The following is a 17385-nucleotide window of genomic DNA, read 5'->3' on the forward strand; positions in this document are numbered from 1 at the left end:
GGGTTCCGCGGCACTCCGCTTTCAAAAGATAAGCCGCCAAAAGAGGGAACGATAATGAAACGCTTGCTTGCATCGACATGCCTGTTTCTTGGAACCGTCACTGGTTCGTCGCTCGCCAATGCTGCGGACTGCGGCGGCGTCACAATCGCCAGCATGAATTGGCAAAGTGCCGAGGTAATTTCCAACCTCGACAAGATCATCCTCAATGAAGGTTACGGCTGCAGCGCCGAGATCACCATCGGAGACACCGTCCCAACCATCACGTCGATGGCGGAAAAAGGCGAGCCTGATATCGCGCCGGAAGCCTGGATCGATCTGCTGCCCGACGTGGTCAAGAAAGGTACGGAGGAAGGTCGCATCGTCAAGGTTGGCTCTCCCCTTCCCGACGGCGGCATCCAAGGCTGGTGGATCCCGAAGTACTTTGCCGATGCCCACCCCGACATCAAGACAATTCCCGACCTCCTGAAACATCCCGATCTTATCAAGGATCCTGAAGACCCGAGCAAGGGGGCAATCTTCAACGGGCCGCAGGGTTGGGGAGGCACCGTCGTAACCGCACAGCTGTACAAGGCCTTCGAAGCTGAAAAAGCCGGCTGGACTCTCGTTGACACCGGATCCGCCGCAGGTCTCGACGGTTCAATCGCCAAGGCCTACGAACGCAAGGAAGGCTGGGTCGGCTACTACTGGGCGCCGACCGCCCTTCTCGGCAAATACGAGATGGTGCAGCTGCAAGCCGGCGTGCCATACAATACGGCCGAGTGGAAGCGCTGCATTACGGTTGCCGAATGCACCGACCCCAAACCCAGCGCATGGCCGGTCGACACGATCGTTACGCTCGTCGCCAAGCCCTTTTCCGAAAAGGCAGGCCCCGAGGTCATGGATTATCTCAACAAACGCTCCTGGAGCAATGAGACGATCGCCAAGCTCATGGCCTGGATGACCGACAACCAGGCGAGCGGCGAAGAAGGTGCCAAGCACTTCCTCGAAGAAAACCCGGATATCTGGAAGAAGTGGGTTTCCCCGGAGGCCGCCACCAAGATCGAGGCTGCGCTTTAATCACCACTGCCGAACGCCGGTGCGGTGCGCTTTCGGCACACCGCACCGTGCGTGCCGATATAACAACAAGAACGGATCGGCTCTTTCGAGAAGGGGAACCGAATGGACTGGTTTTATCAATTTCCTCACATGAACGACAACGCACTTCGAGATCTGAAGAAGGTCATCGACGAGACTTTTCGCGGCTTTACGCGCAGCTACGGCGACCTGATCGAGGGCTTCTTCACGCCCCTGCAGCATTTTCTGATCGCCGCCGATCGGTTCATGACCAAGACGCCTTGGCCGATCATCACGCTCCTGATCCTGGTCATCGCCTGGGCAGCCACGAGGAGCCTGCGGATCGTCGGCGGCTGTCTCGCGACGCTGTTGTTGATCGGCTACTTCGGCATGTGGGACGACACGATGCGGACGATCTCGATGATCTTCGTGTGCACCGTTCTGTCGATCGCGATCGGACTGCCGACCGGCATTCTGATGTCGCGCTCGGACAAGGTCCAGCGGATCGTCAATCCCGTGCTCGACGTGATGCAGACCATGCCGAGCTTTGTTTACCTGATACCCGTCGTCATGCTGCTCGGCATCGGCAAGGTTCCCGGTCTGATCGCCGTTGTCATCTATGCCATCCCGCCGATGATCCGGCTCACCAATCTCGGCATTCGTCTCGTCGACAAGGATGTGCTGGAGGCGGCCGACGCCTTTGGCGCTGACAACAGACAGAAGCTTTTCAAGGTGCAGCTGCCCCTAGCGCTTCCAACCATCATGGCCGGCATCAACCAGACCATCATGATGGCGCTCGCCATGGTCGTCATCGCTTCGATGATCGGCGTTCAAGGTCTTGGCCAGCCGGTGCTCAAAGCGATCGCGAACCAATACTTCACGCTCGGCATCTTCAATGGCCTTGCCATCGTCGGCATTGCTATCATGTTCGACCGTGTCAGTCAGGCCTATGGTGAACGGCTCCAGAAGCATCGGGAGGTTGTCCATGGCTGACCATGCTTTCGGCGGCATCGCGATCCGCCATCTCTACAAGATCTTCGGGCCGAATGCGCAGGCTCATGTCGAGGCCGTCAGGAGCGGTCTGACCAAGACCGAACTGAATGAGCGGCACGGACACGTGCTCGGACTTCGCGACATCAACATCGAAATGCCGTCGGGCTCCATTCAGGTGATCATGGGGCTTTCCGGATCGGGCAAATCGACGCTCATCCGCCACATCAACCGGCTGATCGACCCGACAGCCGGCGAAGTCCTCGTCGACGGCATCGATGTGGTGAAGATGCCGGATAAGGATTTGCGCGAATTCCGTCGTCACCAGACGGCCATGGTATTCCAGAAGTTTGCCCTTCTTCCGCACCGCAGCGTGCTCGACAACACTATCTTCGGCCTTGAAATCCAGAGTGTGTCTCACGCGCAGAGCATCGATACCGCCATGCGATGGCTGGAGCGCGTCGGGCTCAGAGGTTTCGAGCAGAAGTACCCGAACCAGCTGTCGGGCGGCATGCAGCAGCGCGTCGGCCTTGCCCGGGCGCTTGCCAACGACGCACCGGTGCTCTTGATGGATGAGGCTTATTCGGCACTCGACCCGCTCATCCGCACGGATATGCAGACGGTGCTTCTGGACCTGCAAAAGGAGATCAAGAAGACGATCGTCTTCATCACCCACGACCTCGACGAGGCTTTGAGGCTCGGCGACCAGATCGCCATTCTGCGCGACGGCGAGGTCATACAGCAGGGGACCAGCCAGGATATCGTGTTGAGACCCGCCGACGACTATGTCGCGAACTTCGTGAAGGAGGTGAACCGGGGCCGCGTCGTGCATGTTGAGGCCATCATGACGCCACTTGGGGCGGGCGCTGTCGATAGCGGGCAACGGATTCCCGCCGATTTCACGATCGAAGAGGCGGTACGTGCGCTCACAGCTGCACCCGAAGGCGACATCACCGTCGTCGATTCTTCCGGCAAGCCTCTCGGCACCGTCACGTTTCGCCAGCTGGCCGGTGCGATGGTCAATGCGCATGAAGCCTACGATCGCACAATGACGGTCGCAGCTACCGCCGCGTGACATGACTGGTCGGTCGCCCAAACGCTGCATGCTCCGGGTGGCCGGCCTTTGCCCCGAAAGCGCGAGGTGGCCGAGGCACTACCAACTCAATCCCTACTGACGGCAAACACGGCGGTGGAGGGCCGCCCGACGGAACGTCATGCAGCCTACTACACAGAACGGGCAATCGGGATCGCCGCGATGATTGTCGTCGAACCAATGCCGGTTCATCTGCGGCCGTTTTGACCCGCGGCAACTTCTGGCATTCCGACGATCGCGTTTCGATCCTGCCGAACCCATTCTCGTTCAGATCCAACGCGGCTAAGTTTAGCTGCTTCCTACTGCGGTTCCCGGGTAGTTGATGCGTGCTATCGCGCCTGCGTTTCTTTGGTCGCGTGACTTGTAAGGCTTTGCTCGGTCAGCGTCCTCAGATATGGCTCGATACTGTTTTCGATCTTCAAGCAAATCTGGTCGTATTCTTCAATCAAGACCCCATCGGGAGTGTCGGTGCTGCGCAGCACATCGAGTTGGATTGACGCCTCGGCATAGGCAATGAAAATCTCGATCATCGATCGGCTTCTTAACTCGGAAAGTAAGCGCCCGTAGGCAGGCAGCCGTAGCATCATGCGTGCTCTGCCGATCTTTTCCAGGTTCATTTTCTTGCTCCGTTTTGGCCACAAGCAGTAACCGCAGCGGTCCAACTCTGACTGCTAAGAAAAGTTCCTGGTGGGGTCTATGCCTTTACGGCCCGGGCGGCGACATTCGTGAGCAGCCGAACAACATCCATCTCGATCCTCGCGCAGTCGCAATCCAGTCGGGCATGGCGCGTTTTGTGGCCTTCAACCGCACGCACCTGGTCCCTCTGAATGGCCGCGAACCCGTAGGCCTTTAGGAGGTCCTTTAGGGAGGATTTTCAGCGTTTCTAGCTGCCGTCGATACGCCGGCAAGCGCATCATCAGACGCCGACGGCCGATCGTCTCGAAGTCCACAGCTGGTCTCCAATTTTGTCGTCTTTCTAAGATTCAAATCGAAACCAAAGGAAAGGTTCCCTCAGGCAGCGCTCGGCGGGCGTGGCGCCAAGCGCGTCGTCGGCCAGGCGCTGTTTTATGCATTCGACGAACAGCCCATGCGCTTTGATTGGCGTGGAACTTGTCCTTCAAGGATGACGCGGAAAGCCTGCACCGGTTCCGCGATATTCTTCACCTTCTGCGCTCATCGGCTCGAGGCCGGAAACCAGCTTATTCTCAACCTCTGGTGACCTTTGGCGAGACCATATCTCGCCCGGTCTCGAAGCCGGGCCGCGACATTTGACGCCCTCGCCATACCGGTCCTCGCCCTCGACGATCACCTTCCCGAGATTAACCCAACTTCGTCGAACGCAGCCCCGCCTCAGGCGACGAATCATCCACCTTCCACCCAGCAGGTTCGCGCCGGTGATTAGGCTCGCAGCTGTTTCAGGACCCATTCGGTTCCATCCACCCGCGGCACGCGATCGGTCGCACGCTTCTGGAGCCACTGGAGATCCATGGGCTGGATCGGCGCCAGGAACGGGGTGAACAAAGCACTCGAAGATGTTGGATTGCCACAGAATTTTCGATATCGGTTCCCGCATCAGCTGTCCGGCGGCCAGCGCCAGCGCGTGGCCATTGCCCGGGGGCTCTGTCACCCCACATTCTACTGCTCGATGAACCGACGTCGGCGCTCGACGTGTCCATCCAGGCCGAGATCCTGAACCTGCTGAAAGATCTGCGTGAGCGAGAAGGGCTGACATATATCCTCGTCAGCCACGATCTCGCCGTGGTCGCTCACCTGTGCGACCGCGTTGCCATGATGCAGGATGGTGGCTTCGTCGAAGTTGCGGAAAAGCGGCAGCTGATCAAGCGGGCCGTTATCCACCCCTACACCCGCACCCTGATCAACGGCAGTCGTGGCTACATTCCTCGTCGCGATGATCTCACGTTAACCTGCCATGATTTTGTTTGCTTATAACTGGCGACGATTATCCGGGCCCCTGTTAGCTACAAGCGCCATCGATTTCCAGCATCATCGCTGACGCGTCTAGAAAGTTTGGCTCGGCCCATGCCGGTCGCTTAGGTCGAAAGCCGGCTACTTCAAGCCATAGCGAGGCAACGCGACAGCCACCTTTGCTAAATAAACCATTGGCTGTGTACCGCGATCATAGCGCGTTTTGGGAGGTAGTCTTATATTCCGTTTTTGAAATATACATTGTGCTTATGTCCAATGGGAGAGGAGGACACCGTGCACGGACCTAGCGTCAAGGACACCCGCGAGCGCGCGGCTTCACCGATCGAATTACAGGATCTTGCAAAAAAGCTTGCGGCTCTCGCTCGACAAATCAAGACAATCGCAGCAACACCTCTCAGCGAGGGGGGCGATTTGGACGACAGCGGCCAAACCTCTACGAGTGCAGCAAGGCTGCATCAGCCGCGATCTATGTGACAAGAAAGTCACCGAAGGCAAAATCGAAAAACCGTTGGTGACCGTTTCGGCATCGACACCTTTGGCATCAGCGCGGACACGGTCAGCCCGTCGCACATGAAGGATGTCCAGATCGAACTGATGCCGCGCTCGAAGGAAAAGTCACGGACGGGCAATATGGCTGGCGCGAGGTGCAACAGCGCCACCGGTAGCGAAGGCTAGGCGGCGTTGGACCATCAAGGTGCGTCACGTAGGTTCTGTTTGAGGCGCCCCCGCGAAGCTGATCCGAGCCCGGTCAGATGCGCGCTTCGAGGAACGGAATCATGCCACTGCTATGATGCGTAAGTAAAAACAGAAATTGCACGACAAAAGCCCGTATTGCACCAAAAGCGGGAGTTCAGGCCCATCACCCAATCGAGGCAGCTTCCATAGCCTGGTACAGCCGATCAAATCCAACGCCTGTGCCACTTTCTCTTCTCTCTGCGTGCTTGACATCTGCAAACATGGCTTGCTCGGTGAAGGTCATCTCGGTTCCTGTAGGCGTGCTTTCGAACTCCACGGTTACAAGAGATGAAGAAAAGCTTCGGCCATCTGTCCGCATCGTATAGGCATAAACTATGCGTTGCCGCTCGGCGATTTCGAGGAAATGAGCGGTCATCTCCTGAACGATCCCCTGAGGCATGCGCCAGACCAAGCGTTCGCAACCATCGACTCGGAAGTCGAACCGATCTTCCAGCACATGCCAGTCGGGATGACAGGCATTCCATTGTCGCTTCAAGGCACGATCAGACCAAAAGCGAAATGCGTGAGCGGGGCTACCCGGCAGTGCGCGCTTGATGACGAACGTGCGGTGGTCGACATTGACTCCCATCAGTGATCCTTCTTTTCCGGTGTTTGCGCCATCAGAATAGCCAGTCGATCGAAGGCATCGTTCATCTCGCTCTGGCGCTCATCGATCCAGTTGCCCACTGCACGAAAGGCGTCTGGGCGCATCCGGTAGGTCCGCACGCGGCCGACCTTTTCGGAGATGACGATGCCGCCTTCCTCGAGGACACGAAGGTGCTTCAGGACCGCCGGAAGTTGCACGGCCGCTGGTGCAGCGAGTTCCTTCACCGCGGCCGGTCCCTTCGAAAGCTGCTCGATGAAGGCTCTTCGGTAAGGATCCGAGAGAGCATGAAACATCCGATCGAAATTCGTCTGCGGTGTGTTCTTCATTCAGTCTTCTCCCGGAAGCGCTCTGGCAGGGCCTCCTTATAAGGGAAAAACCGGAAGAAGGGACGTGCCTCGTCCATTACACGCGCCACCGACGGGCGTGACAGGAGCCGATCCAGATAGGAGGACAACGCGGGCCTCACGCCTCCAATCGGATGAACGACGGATGCGAAAAACAAGGCTGGGAAGGCGGCGCAATCCGCCAGCGTGAAGTCGTCACCCACCGCCCAGGCCTTTCCCGATAGCTGCGTCTCGATCATTGCATAGGCCGTCTCGAGCGCCTCATGCGCCTCGGCAACTCCGTACGGATCTCCGGCTCCGGCCGGCCTGATCCGGTCCGTGACGATCTTCTGCATGGGCACACTGACATGGAGATCATAGAAGCGATCCCAGAGCCGCGTGTCCAGCCGCAGCCGTGCGTCGTCAGGGAGGAAGCGGAATTGCTCGGGGTATCGCGTCTGCAGATACTCAATGATGATGCTCGTCTCGGGCACGACGCGACCTGTTGCGCTATCATGCAACACGGGAATCTTCCCGACAGGCCAACGTTCAAAATGCGCTGCGGCCGATCCCGGATCGGAGAAATCCACCGTCCTTGCCTCAAAGACCAGCTCGCTTTCATAAAGGCTTATGAGAACCTTGTGGCAGAAGGAGGCAAGTGGGTGGATGTAGAGCGTCAGCATGGGTCACTCCTAAGTTTCCAACATTGGAAACTTATAGACCTGCCCTGCCATCGACGCAACAACAGTTTTCTTTCTTGGAAACCTTTTTGCGATTTCGAATGGCGATAGACTGCAGGGAGTAGCACCGGTCCGATCACCCGAAAACGGAAGGCGCGTCCGACAATGTTGCCCATGCCGTTCGGCTCACTTGCCGAATCTGCTGGTCGCGGCTGCCCTCTTGGCATCCAGCCAAGCCGTTGCCGGAGGACTGGAGGAAGCGCACCGGGCGATGCAGCGCCCGCGCACGCCCGGCGCGAACTTGCGCATCTCCAACCTCAAGGACTGGCTTGCGATCCATCGGCAGAAAGATCTTGAACGCTTCGGGTCTGCGCCACGCGCAGGCAAGAGAGATCTTGCCGAGTGGAAAGCGGCTCGCACATTGTCGCCGGCATCCCTTCGCTTTCATCTCGTCAAGCTAATGCGTCTTTGACCGCCGCAAGAAGAACTCGGGTGTCGAACGGCTTGCGGAATATCCCCAAGTTCGATGTTTCGCTCCGTTTGCCTTCAATGTCGTGGCGGCCGGTCATCAAGAAAACCGGCATTTCCGGCCGAACAGAGTTCACGGCATCGCAGAGTTCAAAGCCATCCATTCCTGGCATTCCAATATCGGTGATTATGACATCCAACCCGGAGAGACCGTTGGAAAGCAAAGACGCGGCAGACGGGAACCCGCGCGCAGAATAACCGGCCGATTCCAGCAAGTCTTCCAGCGCTTCGAGCACAACCGGATCGTCATCGACGACTGCAACGACGGGTCTCTGTTTACTTGCCTGCTGTTCCTGTTCCCCATCGATTGCCATGGATGAACGGTCCTCCTGGCCATGCACTGTCACTTGAACAGACTGCGGCATGCAATCTTCTCCACCTGCACCAATGGCTAGCGAAAGCACAACGCATTGTCACGGCACTTCTCGTTAAAACAATCTTAAGGTGAACGAGGCATTTGGCGATTGGTTCCTTCTTCCAGGAGCCCTATCACTCCGGAGAACTATGTCACCTCGATCATGTGTGCAGATCGGCCTGCTTCCGGCGGTATTGTCGGGGAGACATGCCCATCACCCGGCGAAACATGGCACTAAATCCACTGTCAGTCGCAAATCCAAGTTCCTGGCCGATATGTGATATCGGCAAATTGCTTCCGCGGAGCTTGGCGGATGCCAATCTCACCCGCCAACGGGCGATATAGTCCATTGGCGACAATCCCACATGAGCGCGAAATCTTGCCGCAAACCCAGACCGCGATTGCCCGGCGATGCGCGCCAGTTCGCTGACCGTCCAGGCACGAGTCGGATCTGCGTGAATGGCTCGCATCGCTGGGCCCAAGTTTCGATCAATCAGAGCGTGAAGCCATCCGACGCCCTCGTCGAGCTTCGCCAAATGCGCACGCAATACGTGAATGAAAGCAAGGCGCATGAGGTCGTTACTCGCCAGTCGAGCTCCAGGCCTGCCGCTGTCCCATTCGTGATCCAGATGCTCCAATAGCCACCCTACTGGTGCCATTTCATCCGCCCGTATTACGACAACGGAAGGTAACACGCCCGTTACGAACAGAACGTCGCCAGCGTCGAGTTGAAGCGTCCCACCGAGGACAGTGAAGTCCGTCACAGCGCCGATTTGTGCGGGTCCCGCTGGCGAAAACACCTCCTGTGCAGGAAGGGCCGGCGTATCCGGAGCGTTGGCAAGCTCATAGTGGACGCCGGCTACGATGATACAATCACCAGCGTTGATCCGCACTGGCTCGGCGCCACTGAGGCGTAGCCAGCATTCGCCGCGCCGAACAAAATCGAACTTGAGTACCCGCGGCAAGGGAAAATGGACGGCCCAACTCCCGCCAGCCTCCAATCGCATCGAGCAGAGGGTTCGGGCGCCAAGACATTCCAGAATGGATGAGAGTGCATCTTCGTTGTGCTTTTGGACGATCACGACAGTACTTTGGCGCCTTGATGATGGATCCTCCAGAGGTAGTGCCGATATATCCCTGGCACAAGCATCACGGAGCCATACATGCACAATCCGAATCTCATTAACTCGCGTTTTGGTGTTGCCAGCACAGCACAGCAGGTGGTCGAAGGGCTTGACCTAAATGGCACGACCGCCGTTGTCACTGGCGGCTATTCAGGTCTAGGTCTGGAGGCAACACGCGCGCTTGCCAGCGTCGGCGCTACCGTCATCGTTCCGGCGCGGGACTGCTCAAAGGCCCAACGAAATCTTGCACATCTGCGCAACGTAACGATCGCAGATCTGGACCTCTCGGTTCCCAGCGAGATTGCGGCATTCGGGGCAGAAGTCGTTTCCAGTGGGCGACCCATATCGATGCTGATCAATAGTGCCGGCGTCATGGCAACCCCACTGTGGCGCAACTCGGACGGCCACGAGGGGCAGTTTGCGATCAATCACCTCGGCCATTTCCAACTGACCGCGGCTCTATGGCCGGCGCTCACGCGCGCGAATGGCGCGCGTGTTGTCAGTGTTTCCTCACGCGCACATCAGGCGGGAGGTATCGATTTCGACGATATCCATTTCGTCCGCCGCGCCTATGACAGCGTGCTCGCCTATGGTCAGGCCAAAACAGCAAACGCACTGTTCGCGGTTGAGCTCGACAGGCGCGGACGCGAAGTCGGCGTGCGCGCCTTTTCCTTGCATCCGGGCCAAATCCTGACCGATATCGTCAGGCACCTGACGCCGGAATACTTGGCACGGTTCGACGCATACGATGCAGATGGAAACCTGCGCATCGATCCAGCGAACGGCCGCAAGACCCCGCAACAAGGCGCCGCTTCAATGGTCTGGGCAGGTGCCAGCCCCGAGCTTGATGGGTTTGGAGGCGAATATCTCGAAGACTTCGGCGTCGCCCAACCCTACAACGGCGAATTAGGCAGCAAGGGGGTTGCAAGTTGGGCAATCGATCCTGTTGCGGCACGGCGTCTCTGGGACGCATCGGTTTCGATGACTGGAGCCTTTGCTGGATGAAATATCGGTGAACACCGACCCGGCTGCAGGTGGGCCGACAAAATCACAGCTGCACCTATCCACGAGTATAGTCCTCACCGAAGCCGGCTGCTGATAGCGTCTATCCATCGACACTAGCCATTGATGACATACCGCTTTTGACGCCGCTCCCAGATCATGCCCGTATCGCCTTGGACAATTCCGCCTTTCGGCGTCGCTCGGCGAAAAACGGCAATCAACAGATCCGTAAAGACCCGGTGACCAAAGGTAGCGTTCGAAACGCTACGCCTTTTGATATCGCTAATACAGTTGCGGCCGCAGCTCTTGGTGCTGCGGTCTTCTACATCGATGCGTTTACGACAATCGAGAGCGCGATAGCGGTGCTCTATGTAGTCGTGATGCTACTCTCGGCGGGCTTGCTGAGCCGACAAGGGGTAATTTTCGTAGGCGTGACATGTAATATTCTGACTGTCGTCTCTTACACGATGGGTCACGGTTTCATTTTCGACATCTCCAGTCTGCTTCGCCTGACGGTTTCGCTTTCAGCCATTTCCGTTACCTGTGCACTCATCCTCAGGAACGCTGCAGCTCGCACCGAACTCATCGCATCGAACAAGGCGCTTCGCGACAGCGAGCGCCGTTATCGCTCGATCTTCGAACAAAGCCGGGTCGCCTTATGGGAGCGCGACTATTCTTCAGCAAGAACCTATCTTTTGTCACTCAAGCGTGAAGGCATCCCCGACTTTCGAGCATATGCCCTTGGTAATCCTGACGTCGTGGAAAAATGCGCCCGTTTGGTCAGGACGATTGCTGCAAACGATGCTGCCATCGAACTGCTTGGCCATGCAGCGACAAAAGGAACCGCCGTCGCGATGGCAGGTCACGTCCTGGCCGACCGTGAAACGACCATCAACCTCCTTGATGCGATTTTCAATGAACGAAAAAGCCTCGAGCAGACCGGAACTATCGTCAGGCACGACGCCGAGACCCGGCAGGTGATCATCAGTCTGCGCTTTCCGGAAGACACGGCTGCCTTTGACCGCGTCGTTGTCGGAATGGTCGACATCACACAACGAGAGATGACACAGAAGGCGCTGTTGGAGGCGCAGGCCGAGTTGGCCAAAGCAGCAAGAGCCGCAACCGTGGGCGCCCTATCTGCCTCGCTTGCCCACGAACTCAACCAACCGCTCGCCGCTCTGACTGTCAACACTCAAACCCTGTTGAAGTGGTTGTCCAGGGCCCCGCCCAACCTCGTCGCGGTGCGGCGATCAGCGGAACGACTGGTGCGGGACTGCAAGCGCGCAAGCGACATTATCGAGAATACTCGGCGCCTGCTAAGGCAAGAACGACGCATGCCAGAGGTCTTGGATCTGATGTCGCTGGTCGACGAAACCTGTGCATTGATGACGCCGGATCTGCTTCGCGCCAAGGTCGACATCCGCGTCGAGTCCGAAAGGGATTTGCCTGCGGTGAACGCAGTCAGGATCGAGCTTCAGCAGGTGTTAGTTAACCTGATCGCCAATGCAATCCAGGCAATGGAGAGCATGGACGGCCCCAGGAAAATGATCCGGATCGGTTTGGCGCACGCCGGCACCACTTCGGTTAGGATGTCCGTCATGGATAACGGCCCGGGGATATCGCCTGCTATCATGGGTAAGTTGTTTGCAGCATTCCAGAGCACAAAACCATACGGCTTGGGGATCGGCCTCGCCATCTGCGTCAGCATGGTGGAGGCAAATGGCGGCACTCTCAAGGCTGGGAATGCTGCCGGGGGTGGCACTGTTTTCGAGATAACGCTTCCCGCATGATGTCTTTCGCACAGCGGCTGGCGATAATTGGGTGCTAGCGAACCCGGCGAAGCGAGCGAATGATATTCATCTGTAGCTCGTGGCGGGACGCATATCGACCTAGCAAGGTAATCAGCCGCCGCTCCTCCGCCTCATCTACACCCGCGTGCCGGCGGTACTCCGATACTTCCAGTAAAGGTTGCGCTTCCCGGCGAGAAAACCATCCGGCCTCATTCGACGGCATCGAGCCAATTCCATCTACATCTCACTCAACCACCAGCTCCCTTTGGCAAAGACATGGGAAACATCAGGTGTCGCAATGCTAGACCGAGGGGATAGGAGCCGAAACTATACGGAAGTTAGTCAAGGTGCTGCCGGAGTTGGGACGCGGAGCCCGAAGGCGTGTCCGTGACAGCGTTCTGGGCCAACTCTATACAGAGCCGCCGTAACGGCCACTTTCGCTTGGGTTTTCGCCGCGCCCGAACGGTCGAATCCCAACACGGGATCTAAATCTCTACCCGTTGGTCATAGCCCATAGAACGGGTGTTTTTTCCGTCTGGGAGAGAGGAGTGTCAGTATCTGATTGCTCATCGGATATGGTCCTGGAAAGCCTCGATGCAAGATCTTTCGCCAATTGTGGGTGAGATCCGATAACTTTATCGAGCGCCTCCTTTGCGATGACAGAAATGGAGATTTCGGTCAGCGCCTCGAAACTGCCGCTCTCCGGTGTGTCCGAAAGCAGACTGCGCGCGCCGAAGATTTCTCCAGGATAAAGCCGCTCGATATCCTTTCCGTTCCACCGCTTGCAGACAATACCGGACTGTATGATCATCAAACTCGAAAACGTCTCATTCTCTGTCACGATTGTCGCACCTGCAGGAAACTGCCGGGTCGTCGCTTGACTACCAAGCGCGTTGCGCTCGTCGAGAGGCAATCCAGCAAAAGCAGGCACGGCCCGCAGCAACTCCCTCGCAGAGAGCATCGTCGGCGTCAGGTGGCTCCCGATGGGAGATTGTGTGCCAAACACATAGGAGCCGGCCGGCATCGCGAGCGAGACGCCATTTTCCGCGCAATGGCGGAAGACGGCATCGATGACCTCATTGCATGCAGCCACGCGTTCGCCCGGAGTGGAGACATAGAAGAGCAGTTCCACGTCTATGCCCATACCATCCATCTTCTTGAGCGCCACCGTTGGCGGCGCCTCTCTGGAGATCAACTTGCAGCTATCGAGAGCCAGACTCAAGACTTCCATCGATTCGCTCGGTGGGAGCGTGGGAGAGATTCTTATTGGCAGTTTGATCTGGTGCGTTTCCGTCGGGCGGCTGAAATTCGTCAGGCCGAGCTTGGCAAGCACACTATTTGGAAGCACGATGAGATTGTTTGCCGATGTAAGGATGCAGGTCGCCCGCCAATTGCTAGCGACAACTCTTCCCTCAGTTCCGTCTGCCAGCAGAATCCAGTCGCCCAGAACATAGGGACGCCCAATCGTCAGGGCGATGCCGGAGAAGACGTCCGACAATGTATTCTGCAAGGCAAGGCCTAGAATGATCGCCACGACGCCCGAGGTTGCAAGAAGTGTACCGATCGGCATGCCGAAGACGAATGCCATCATTGAAAGAGTAGTGCCGAGATAGACGACGGCCACCAGGAGATCTTGGATAAGGCGCGCTTCCCTGGGTCGCTTGTCCAGCACTATGTAGATGCGCGTAAAACCGATCACTGCCCAGGCAAGGTGCGTCCACCACAAGACCTTACCGCAGTCGACGAGAAACCGCGCAAACACTTCTTCGTGGATTCTCTCAAACCGGAAAGGTGCAACCTGCGCAGCCAAAAGAGCTGCCGTCATCGCAGCGAAGAAGATGATCTGAACGACAAGTCGTGCATTGGGGCGACCTCGTCCCTGCAGATGCCAGACTATAATTCCCGCCAGCCCAAGCAGGTTCAGCATTACGAGCGGCACTAAAGGAAGGGGCGTCGGCATGGTGTGCTCCGATTAACGGTTCGCCGGCATCGCGCGAAAATATGAGAGACTCGCGTCAGCGCGGCGGCACAGATCGACGGGAGCCACTGTGCAAGGCTGTAGCCTTCGCACGGACACGCAGGAACCCAAACGAAGGTACAGCTTGCTGTAGGAACGAAGGTGTGAGTTCGATTGCCGACGGCGGAGGCAGCTCCGCTGCCGCCGCTCACCCCGCACGCAGCAAACGTTGGTTTTATAGCCAGCTCAGTCCTTTGGAGTAAAATCGCGGTCCACGAAGTGTCGAAGCTTGACAACTGAGGGAGCGATGCCGTGCCTGAACACGCAAACAACGTTGAGACAACCACCGACATTCCGGTAGTGAACATTATCGACGACGACGAGCAACTTCGCTTGTCGCTGCTCGAACTTTTCGAAGCCGTAGGGATGCAGGCCGAGGCCTTCGTCGACACAACCGATTTTAACCACCGAGGCGACCCGCATGCTGTCGGTTGCCTGTTGCTTGATGTCAATTTGCCGGGCGTGAGCGGTATAGAATTTCAGCGAAGGCTGTCGGAAGCCGGCTTCGATGTACCGATTGTCTTCATGACTGGAGACGGAGATGTAACGACGAGCGTCTCCGCCATGAAAGCGGGAGCCATCGACTTTCTCTTGAAGCCATTCCAGCCAGACGAACTCATTAGCGCGGTTACCACCGCGATCGAGGAGGGCAAAAAACAGCGTGAGATCACTTCCAAACTGAGACATGTTCGCGAGTGTGCGGCAAGCCTCACACCGCGCGAAAGGCAAGTGATGAAGCTTGTGACAGATGGTCTGATGAACAAGCAGGTCGCCTATGAATTGGGGATCAGCGAAATTATGGTCAAGCTTCATCGCGGGAGCGCCATGAGAAAGATGCAGGCCCGCTCTCTCAGTGACCTCGTGAGAAAATCCGAACTGCTTCAGTGAACATCGCACGTGTATGCCTCGAGCGACATTTCACAACGAACTCCGGTTGGTGGCAGATGGGCAGCATCACCGCTGTCGAGCCTGGGTAATGACGGACACGTCCGCGTCGAGGAGATACCTGGCTCCGCGCTGCGTCTTGATCAATGGCGGGTTCGAAGGCTTCTCTGCGTCTCAGCCGTAAGATGAGAACGTCGACGCTTCGATCGGACATCCCTTCCATCCCTCCTTGTTTCAGCCATCAGCTGCTCGCGCGTCGGCACTCGACTTGAACGAGCGATCGAGATTGGCCCGAAACGCGTTTACGATCGTCCGAGTGGACGATTTCGACGATCAACCCTGCCAACTGGCTGGCACTTTTGCGTCGCTCCACCCTCCTTATCCTCGATGCCGGCCCATTGAAGCAGCTGGCGATTGAGATAGGAGGTCCATCGCGGTCGCTGACCGAGGTCAGGACCGCAGTAAATTGGAGGGCGGCCGTAAGGTCACCGGCCACCCATTGCTCGTTAGGCCAGTTGCGCCTTATCAAGGCCGAAAACCTTGTCGGCGGAGCCGGGCACAGCTTTGACCGCGATGCTGGCGCGATTCCATGCATTGATCGCCATGATCTGGAAGGTGAGATCGGAAATTTCCTTCTCAGACAATTGCCCCCGGACCTTTTCGTAGAGCTCGTCCGGGACGCCGCTATCAGAGACTTTGGTCAAGGCTTCGGTCCAGGCAAGCGCTGCCCGCTCGCGGGAGGAGAAAAGGGTCGAGTCGCGCCACACGGCAACGTGGTGAAGGCGAAGCGGGCGCTCGCCATGCATAGTCGCTTCCTTGGAGTGCATATCGAGGCAGAACGCGCAGCCGTTGATCTGCGATGCGCGAATGTCGACCAAGTCGAGAATAGACTGCTCGATCGTGCCTTTCTTGACTTCGTTGCTAAGCGCCATAAGAGCCTTGAAGAGGTCCGGCGAAAGTTGAGCGTAATTGAGGCGTTGGGTCATTGTCCATCATCCATGGTGTGGAATGAAATTTTCCACGCGCAAACAAGCTTTGCATGCGGCGCAATCATCGTGCCCAAGCGACCCTCGAGCGAACAGCTATACGTCTGTTTGGATTGCCGCCGTTTCGATGTCGCAAAATCCCTCAAAAGTGCCTTGCAGGCGGGAGTAGCCCGCCCGCTGAATAGGTATCGACGCTTTCGAGGAAAAGAGGGCGCCGACGGCACCCTCTCGCATCATCAAGCCACGATAAATTCCAGCAGATCTTCGTTGATAAGACCGGCGTGGGTGGTCGCCATCCCATGGGGAAGCCCCTTGTAAACCTTCAGCGTCGCGTTCTTCAGGAGCTTTGCCGAAAGGAGGGCGGAGTCTGCGATCGGCACGATCTGATCGTCATCTCCGTGGAGGACGAGGGTCGGTACATCGATTGATTTCAGATCGTCAGTAAAGTCCGTTTCAGAGAACGCCTTAATGCCAAGATAGTGGGCGTTTGCGGCACCCGCCATGCCCTGGCGCCACCAGTTTTGGACTATCGCCTCAGAGCGCTTCGCTCCCTCCCGGTTGAAACTATAGAAGGGGCCGCCGGCAAGATCGAGGTAGAATTGAGACCTGTCAGCCGCCAGACCGGAGCGCAAGCCGTCGAAGACCTCGATTGGAAGGCCGCCAGGGTTGGCCGAGGTCTTGACCATGATCGGCGGGACAGCGCCAATAAGGACAAGCTTGGAAACGCGCTCCTTTCCATGACGGGCCGCATAGTGAGCCGCCTCACCGCCCCCGGTGGAATGGCCGATGTGAACTGCGTTGCGAAGATCGAGGTGCTCTATCACAGCAGCAACATCCGCTGCATAGTGATCCATATCGTGTCCATCGCTTACCTGGGCGGAGCGACCGTGGCCGCGCCGGTCATGCGCAACGACGCGGAAGCCCTTGCCGAGGAAGAACAGCATCTGGGCGTCCCAGTCATCGCCGCTAAGGGGCCATCCATGATGGAATACGATCGGCTGCGCGCTTTTCGGACCCCAGTCCTTATAGAAAATTGCAGTACCATCTTTCGACGTGACGTATTCGCCATCGGACCGATGTCCGGCACCCTTGGCGGGCTCCTTGGCTCGCGCCGAGCTGGCGGCAATTGCCGTTGTCGCGGCAGCAAGTCCCAGTGTGCCTGTCATCATGTCTCGCCGCGTCGGCGTGGTGGAACCCAGGTTCATGTTCATCTCCTATTCAAAGAAATATTGGAAAATAAACCGTGTAAATCTGAGGATCTAAACTTCAT

Annotated in this window: 16 protein-coding genes and 2 pseudogenes; 8 read left to right on the plus strand and 10 right to left on the minus strand. The window is 57.5% G+C overall.

The window, feature by feature from the left end; genetic code table 11:
* The first annotated feature begins 54 nt into the window (after positions 1–54).
* The 4 genes and pseudogenes from ASD03_RS34930 to ASD03_RS40960 form a co-directional block, all read left to right on the plus strand.
* Positions 55–1056 carry an ABC transporter substrate-binding protein gene (locus tag ASD03_RS34930; RefSeq protein ID WP_057218624.1) on the plus strand — a complete coding sequence of 334 codons (1002 nt, stop codon included), beginning with the start codon at positions 55–57 and terminating at the stop codon, positions 1054–1056.
* A 102-nt stretch (positions 1057–1158) separates the two neighbouring features.
* Entirely contained in the window at positions 1159–2046 is an 888-nt protein-coding gene (locus ASD03_RS34935) for a proline/glycine betaine ABC transporter permease (protein WP_057209225.1), read from the plus strand.
* Entirely contained in the window at positions 2039–3118 is a 1080-nt protein-coding gene (locus ASD03_RS34940; protein WP_057218625.1) for a glycine betaine/L-proline ABC transporter ATP-binding protein, read from the plus strand. The genes ASD03_RS34935 and ASD03_RS34940 overlap by 8 nt, the downstream gene beginning before the upstream one ends.
* A gap of 99 nt (positions 3119–3217) precedes the next feature.
* A pseudogene (locus tag ASD03_RS40960) lies at positions 3218–3393 on the plus strand (NADH oxidase); the annotation flags it as partial.
* A gap of 72 nt (positions 3394–3465) precedes the next feature.
* Here ASD03_RS40960 and ASD03_RS34945 read toward each other — a convergent pair.
* The gene (locus ASD03_RS34945) at positions 3466–3753 is read right to left on the minus strand and encodes a hypothetical protein (RefSeq protein WP_057218627.1); all 288 of its coding nucleotides are present in this window, start codon (positions 3751–3753) and stop codon (positions 3466–3468) included.
* Positions 3754–4546: 793 nt separating this feature from the next.
* Here ASD03_RS34945 and ASD03_RS41210 point away from each other — a divergent pair.
* Positions 4547–5086: pseudogene (locus ASD03_RS41210) on the plus strand (ATP-binding cassette domain-containing protein); the annotation flags it as partial.
* A gap of 856 nt (positions 5087–5942) precedes the next feature.
* Here ASD03_RS41210 and ASD03_RS34960 read toward each other — a convergent pair.
* The 5 genes from ASD03_RS34960 to ASD03_RS34985 form a co-directional block, all read right to left on the minus strand.
* Positions 5943–6407, minus strand: a complete 465-nt coding sequence (locus ASD03_RS34960) for an SRPBCC domain-containing protein (protein WP_057218630.1) — start codon at positions 6405–6407, stop codon at positions 5943–5945.
* The gene (locus ASD03_RS34965; RefSeq protein ID WP_057209084.1) at positions 6407–6751 is read right to left on the minus strand and encodes a metalloregulator ArsR/SmtB family transcription factor; all 345 of its coding nucleotides are present in this window, start codon (positions 6749–6751) and stop codon (positions 6407–6409) included. Before ASD03_RS34965 ends, ASD03_RS34960 begins: the two co-directional genes overlap by 1 nt.
* Positions 6748–7431 carry a glutathione S-transferase family protein gene (locus ASD03_RS34970; RefSeq protein ID WP_057218631.1) on the minus strand — a complete coding sequence of 228 codons (684 nt, stop codon included), beginning with the start codon at positions 7429–7431 and terminating at the stop codon, positions 6748–6750. Before ASD03_RS34970 ends, ASD03_RS34965 begins: the two co-directional genes overlap by 4 nt.
* A 449-nt stretch (positions 7432–7880) precedes the next feature.
* The gene (locus ASD03_RS34980) at positions 7881–8270 is read right to left on the minus strand and encodes a response regulator (RefSeq protein WP_057218696.1); all 390 of its coding nucleotides are present in this window, start codon (positions 8268–8270) and stop codon (positions 7881–7883) included.
* Positions 8271–8472: 202 nt separating this feature from the next.
* The gene (locus ASD03_RS34985) at positions 8473–9393 is read right to left on the minus strand and encodes an AraC family transcriptional regulator (protein ID WP_244494732.1); all 921 of its coding nucleotides are present in this window, start codon (positions 9391–9393) and stop codon (positions 8473–8475) included.
* Positions 9394–9474: 81 nt separating this feature from the next.
* Between ASD03_RS34985 and ASD03_RS34990 the strand changes: the two genes are divergently transcribed.
* Together ASD03_RS34990 and ASD03_RS34995 are read left to right on the plus strand one after the other, a co-directional pair.
* Positions 9475–10440: an SDR family NAD(P)-dependent oxidoreductase gene (locus ASD03_RS34990; RefSeq protein WP_057209098.1), complete on the plus strand. Its 966-nt coding sequence runs from the start codon at positions 9475–9477 to the stop codon at positions 10438–10440.
* 170 nt (positions 10441–10610) lie between these two features.
* Positions 10611–12227, plus strand: coding sequence for an ATP-binding protein (locus tag ASD03_RS34995; protein ID WP_244494733.1), 1617 nt, complete (start codon positions 10611–10613; stop codon positions 12225–12227).
* A gap of 34 nt (positions 12228–12261) precedes the next feature.
* Here ASD03_RS34995 and ASD03_RS40975 read toward each other — a convergent pair whose 3' ends face one another.
* Together ASD03_RS40975 and ASD03_RS35000 are read right to left on the minus strand one after the other, a co-directional pair.
* The gene (locus tag ASD03_RS40975) at positions 12262–12450 is read right to left on the minus strand and encodes a hypothetical protein (protein WP_082557482.1); all 189 of its coding nucleotides are present in this window, start codon (positions 12448–12450) and stop codon (positions 12262–12264) included.
* 270 nt (positions 12451–12720) lie between these two features.
* Complete coding sequence (locus ASD03_RS35000) at positions 12721–14187, minus strand: mechanosensitive ion channel family protein (protein ID WP_057209102.1); 1467 nt, start codon at positions 14185–14187, stop codon at positions 12721–12723.
* Positions 14188–14496: 309 nt separating this feature from the next.
* Here ASD03_RS35000 and ASD03_RS35005 point away from each other — a divergent pair, with 309 nt between their 5' ends.
* Positions 14497–15132, plus strand: a complete 636-nt coding sequence (locus tag ASD03_RS35005; protein ID WP_057209105.1) for a response regulator — start codon at positions 14497–14499, stop codon at positions 15130–15132.
* A gap of 503 nt (positions 15133–15635) precedes the next feature.
* Here the strand turns inward: ASD03_RS35005 and ASD03_RS35010 are convergent.
* Positions 15636–16115 carry a carboxymuconolactone decarboxylase family protein gene (locus ASD03_RS35010; RefSeq protein ID WP_057218632.1) on the minus strand — a complete coding sequence of 160 codons (480 nt, stop codon included), beginning with the start codon at positions 16113–16115 and terminating at the stop codon, positions 15636–15638.
* Positions 16116–16351: 236 nt separating this feature from the next.
* Positions 16352–17320 carry an alpha/beta hydrolase gene (locus ASD03_RS35015; RefSeq protein WP_057218633.1) on the minus strand — a complete coding sequence of 323 codons (969 nt, stop codon included), beginning with the start codon at positions 17318–17320 and terminating at the stop codon, positions 16352–16354.
* Positions 17321–17385 lie beyond the last annotated feature (65 nt).

It is taken from the genome of Ensifer sp. Root127, from assembly GCF_001425225.1.
GTDB classification, from domain to species: domain Bacteria; phylum Pseudomonadota; class Alphaproteobacteria; order Rhizobiales; family Rhizobiaceae; genus Ensifer; species Ensifer canadensis.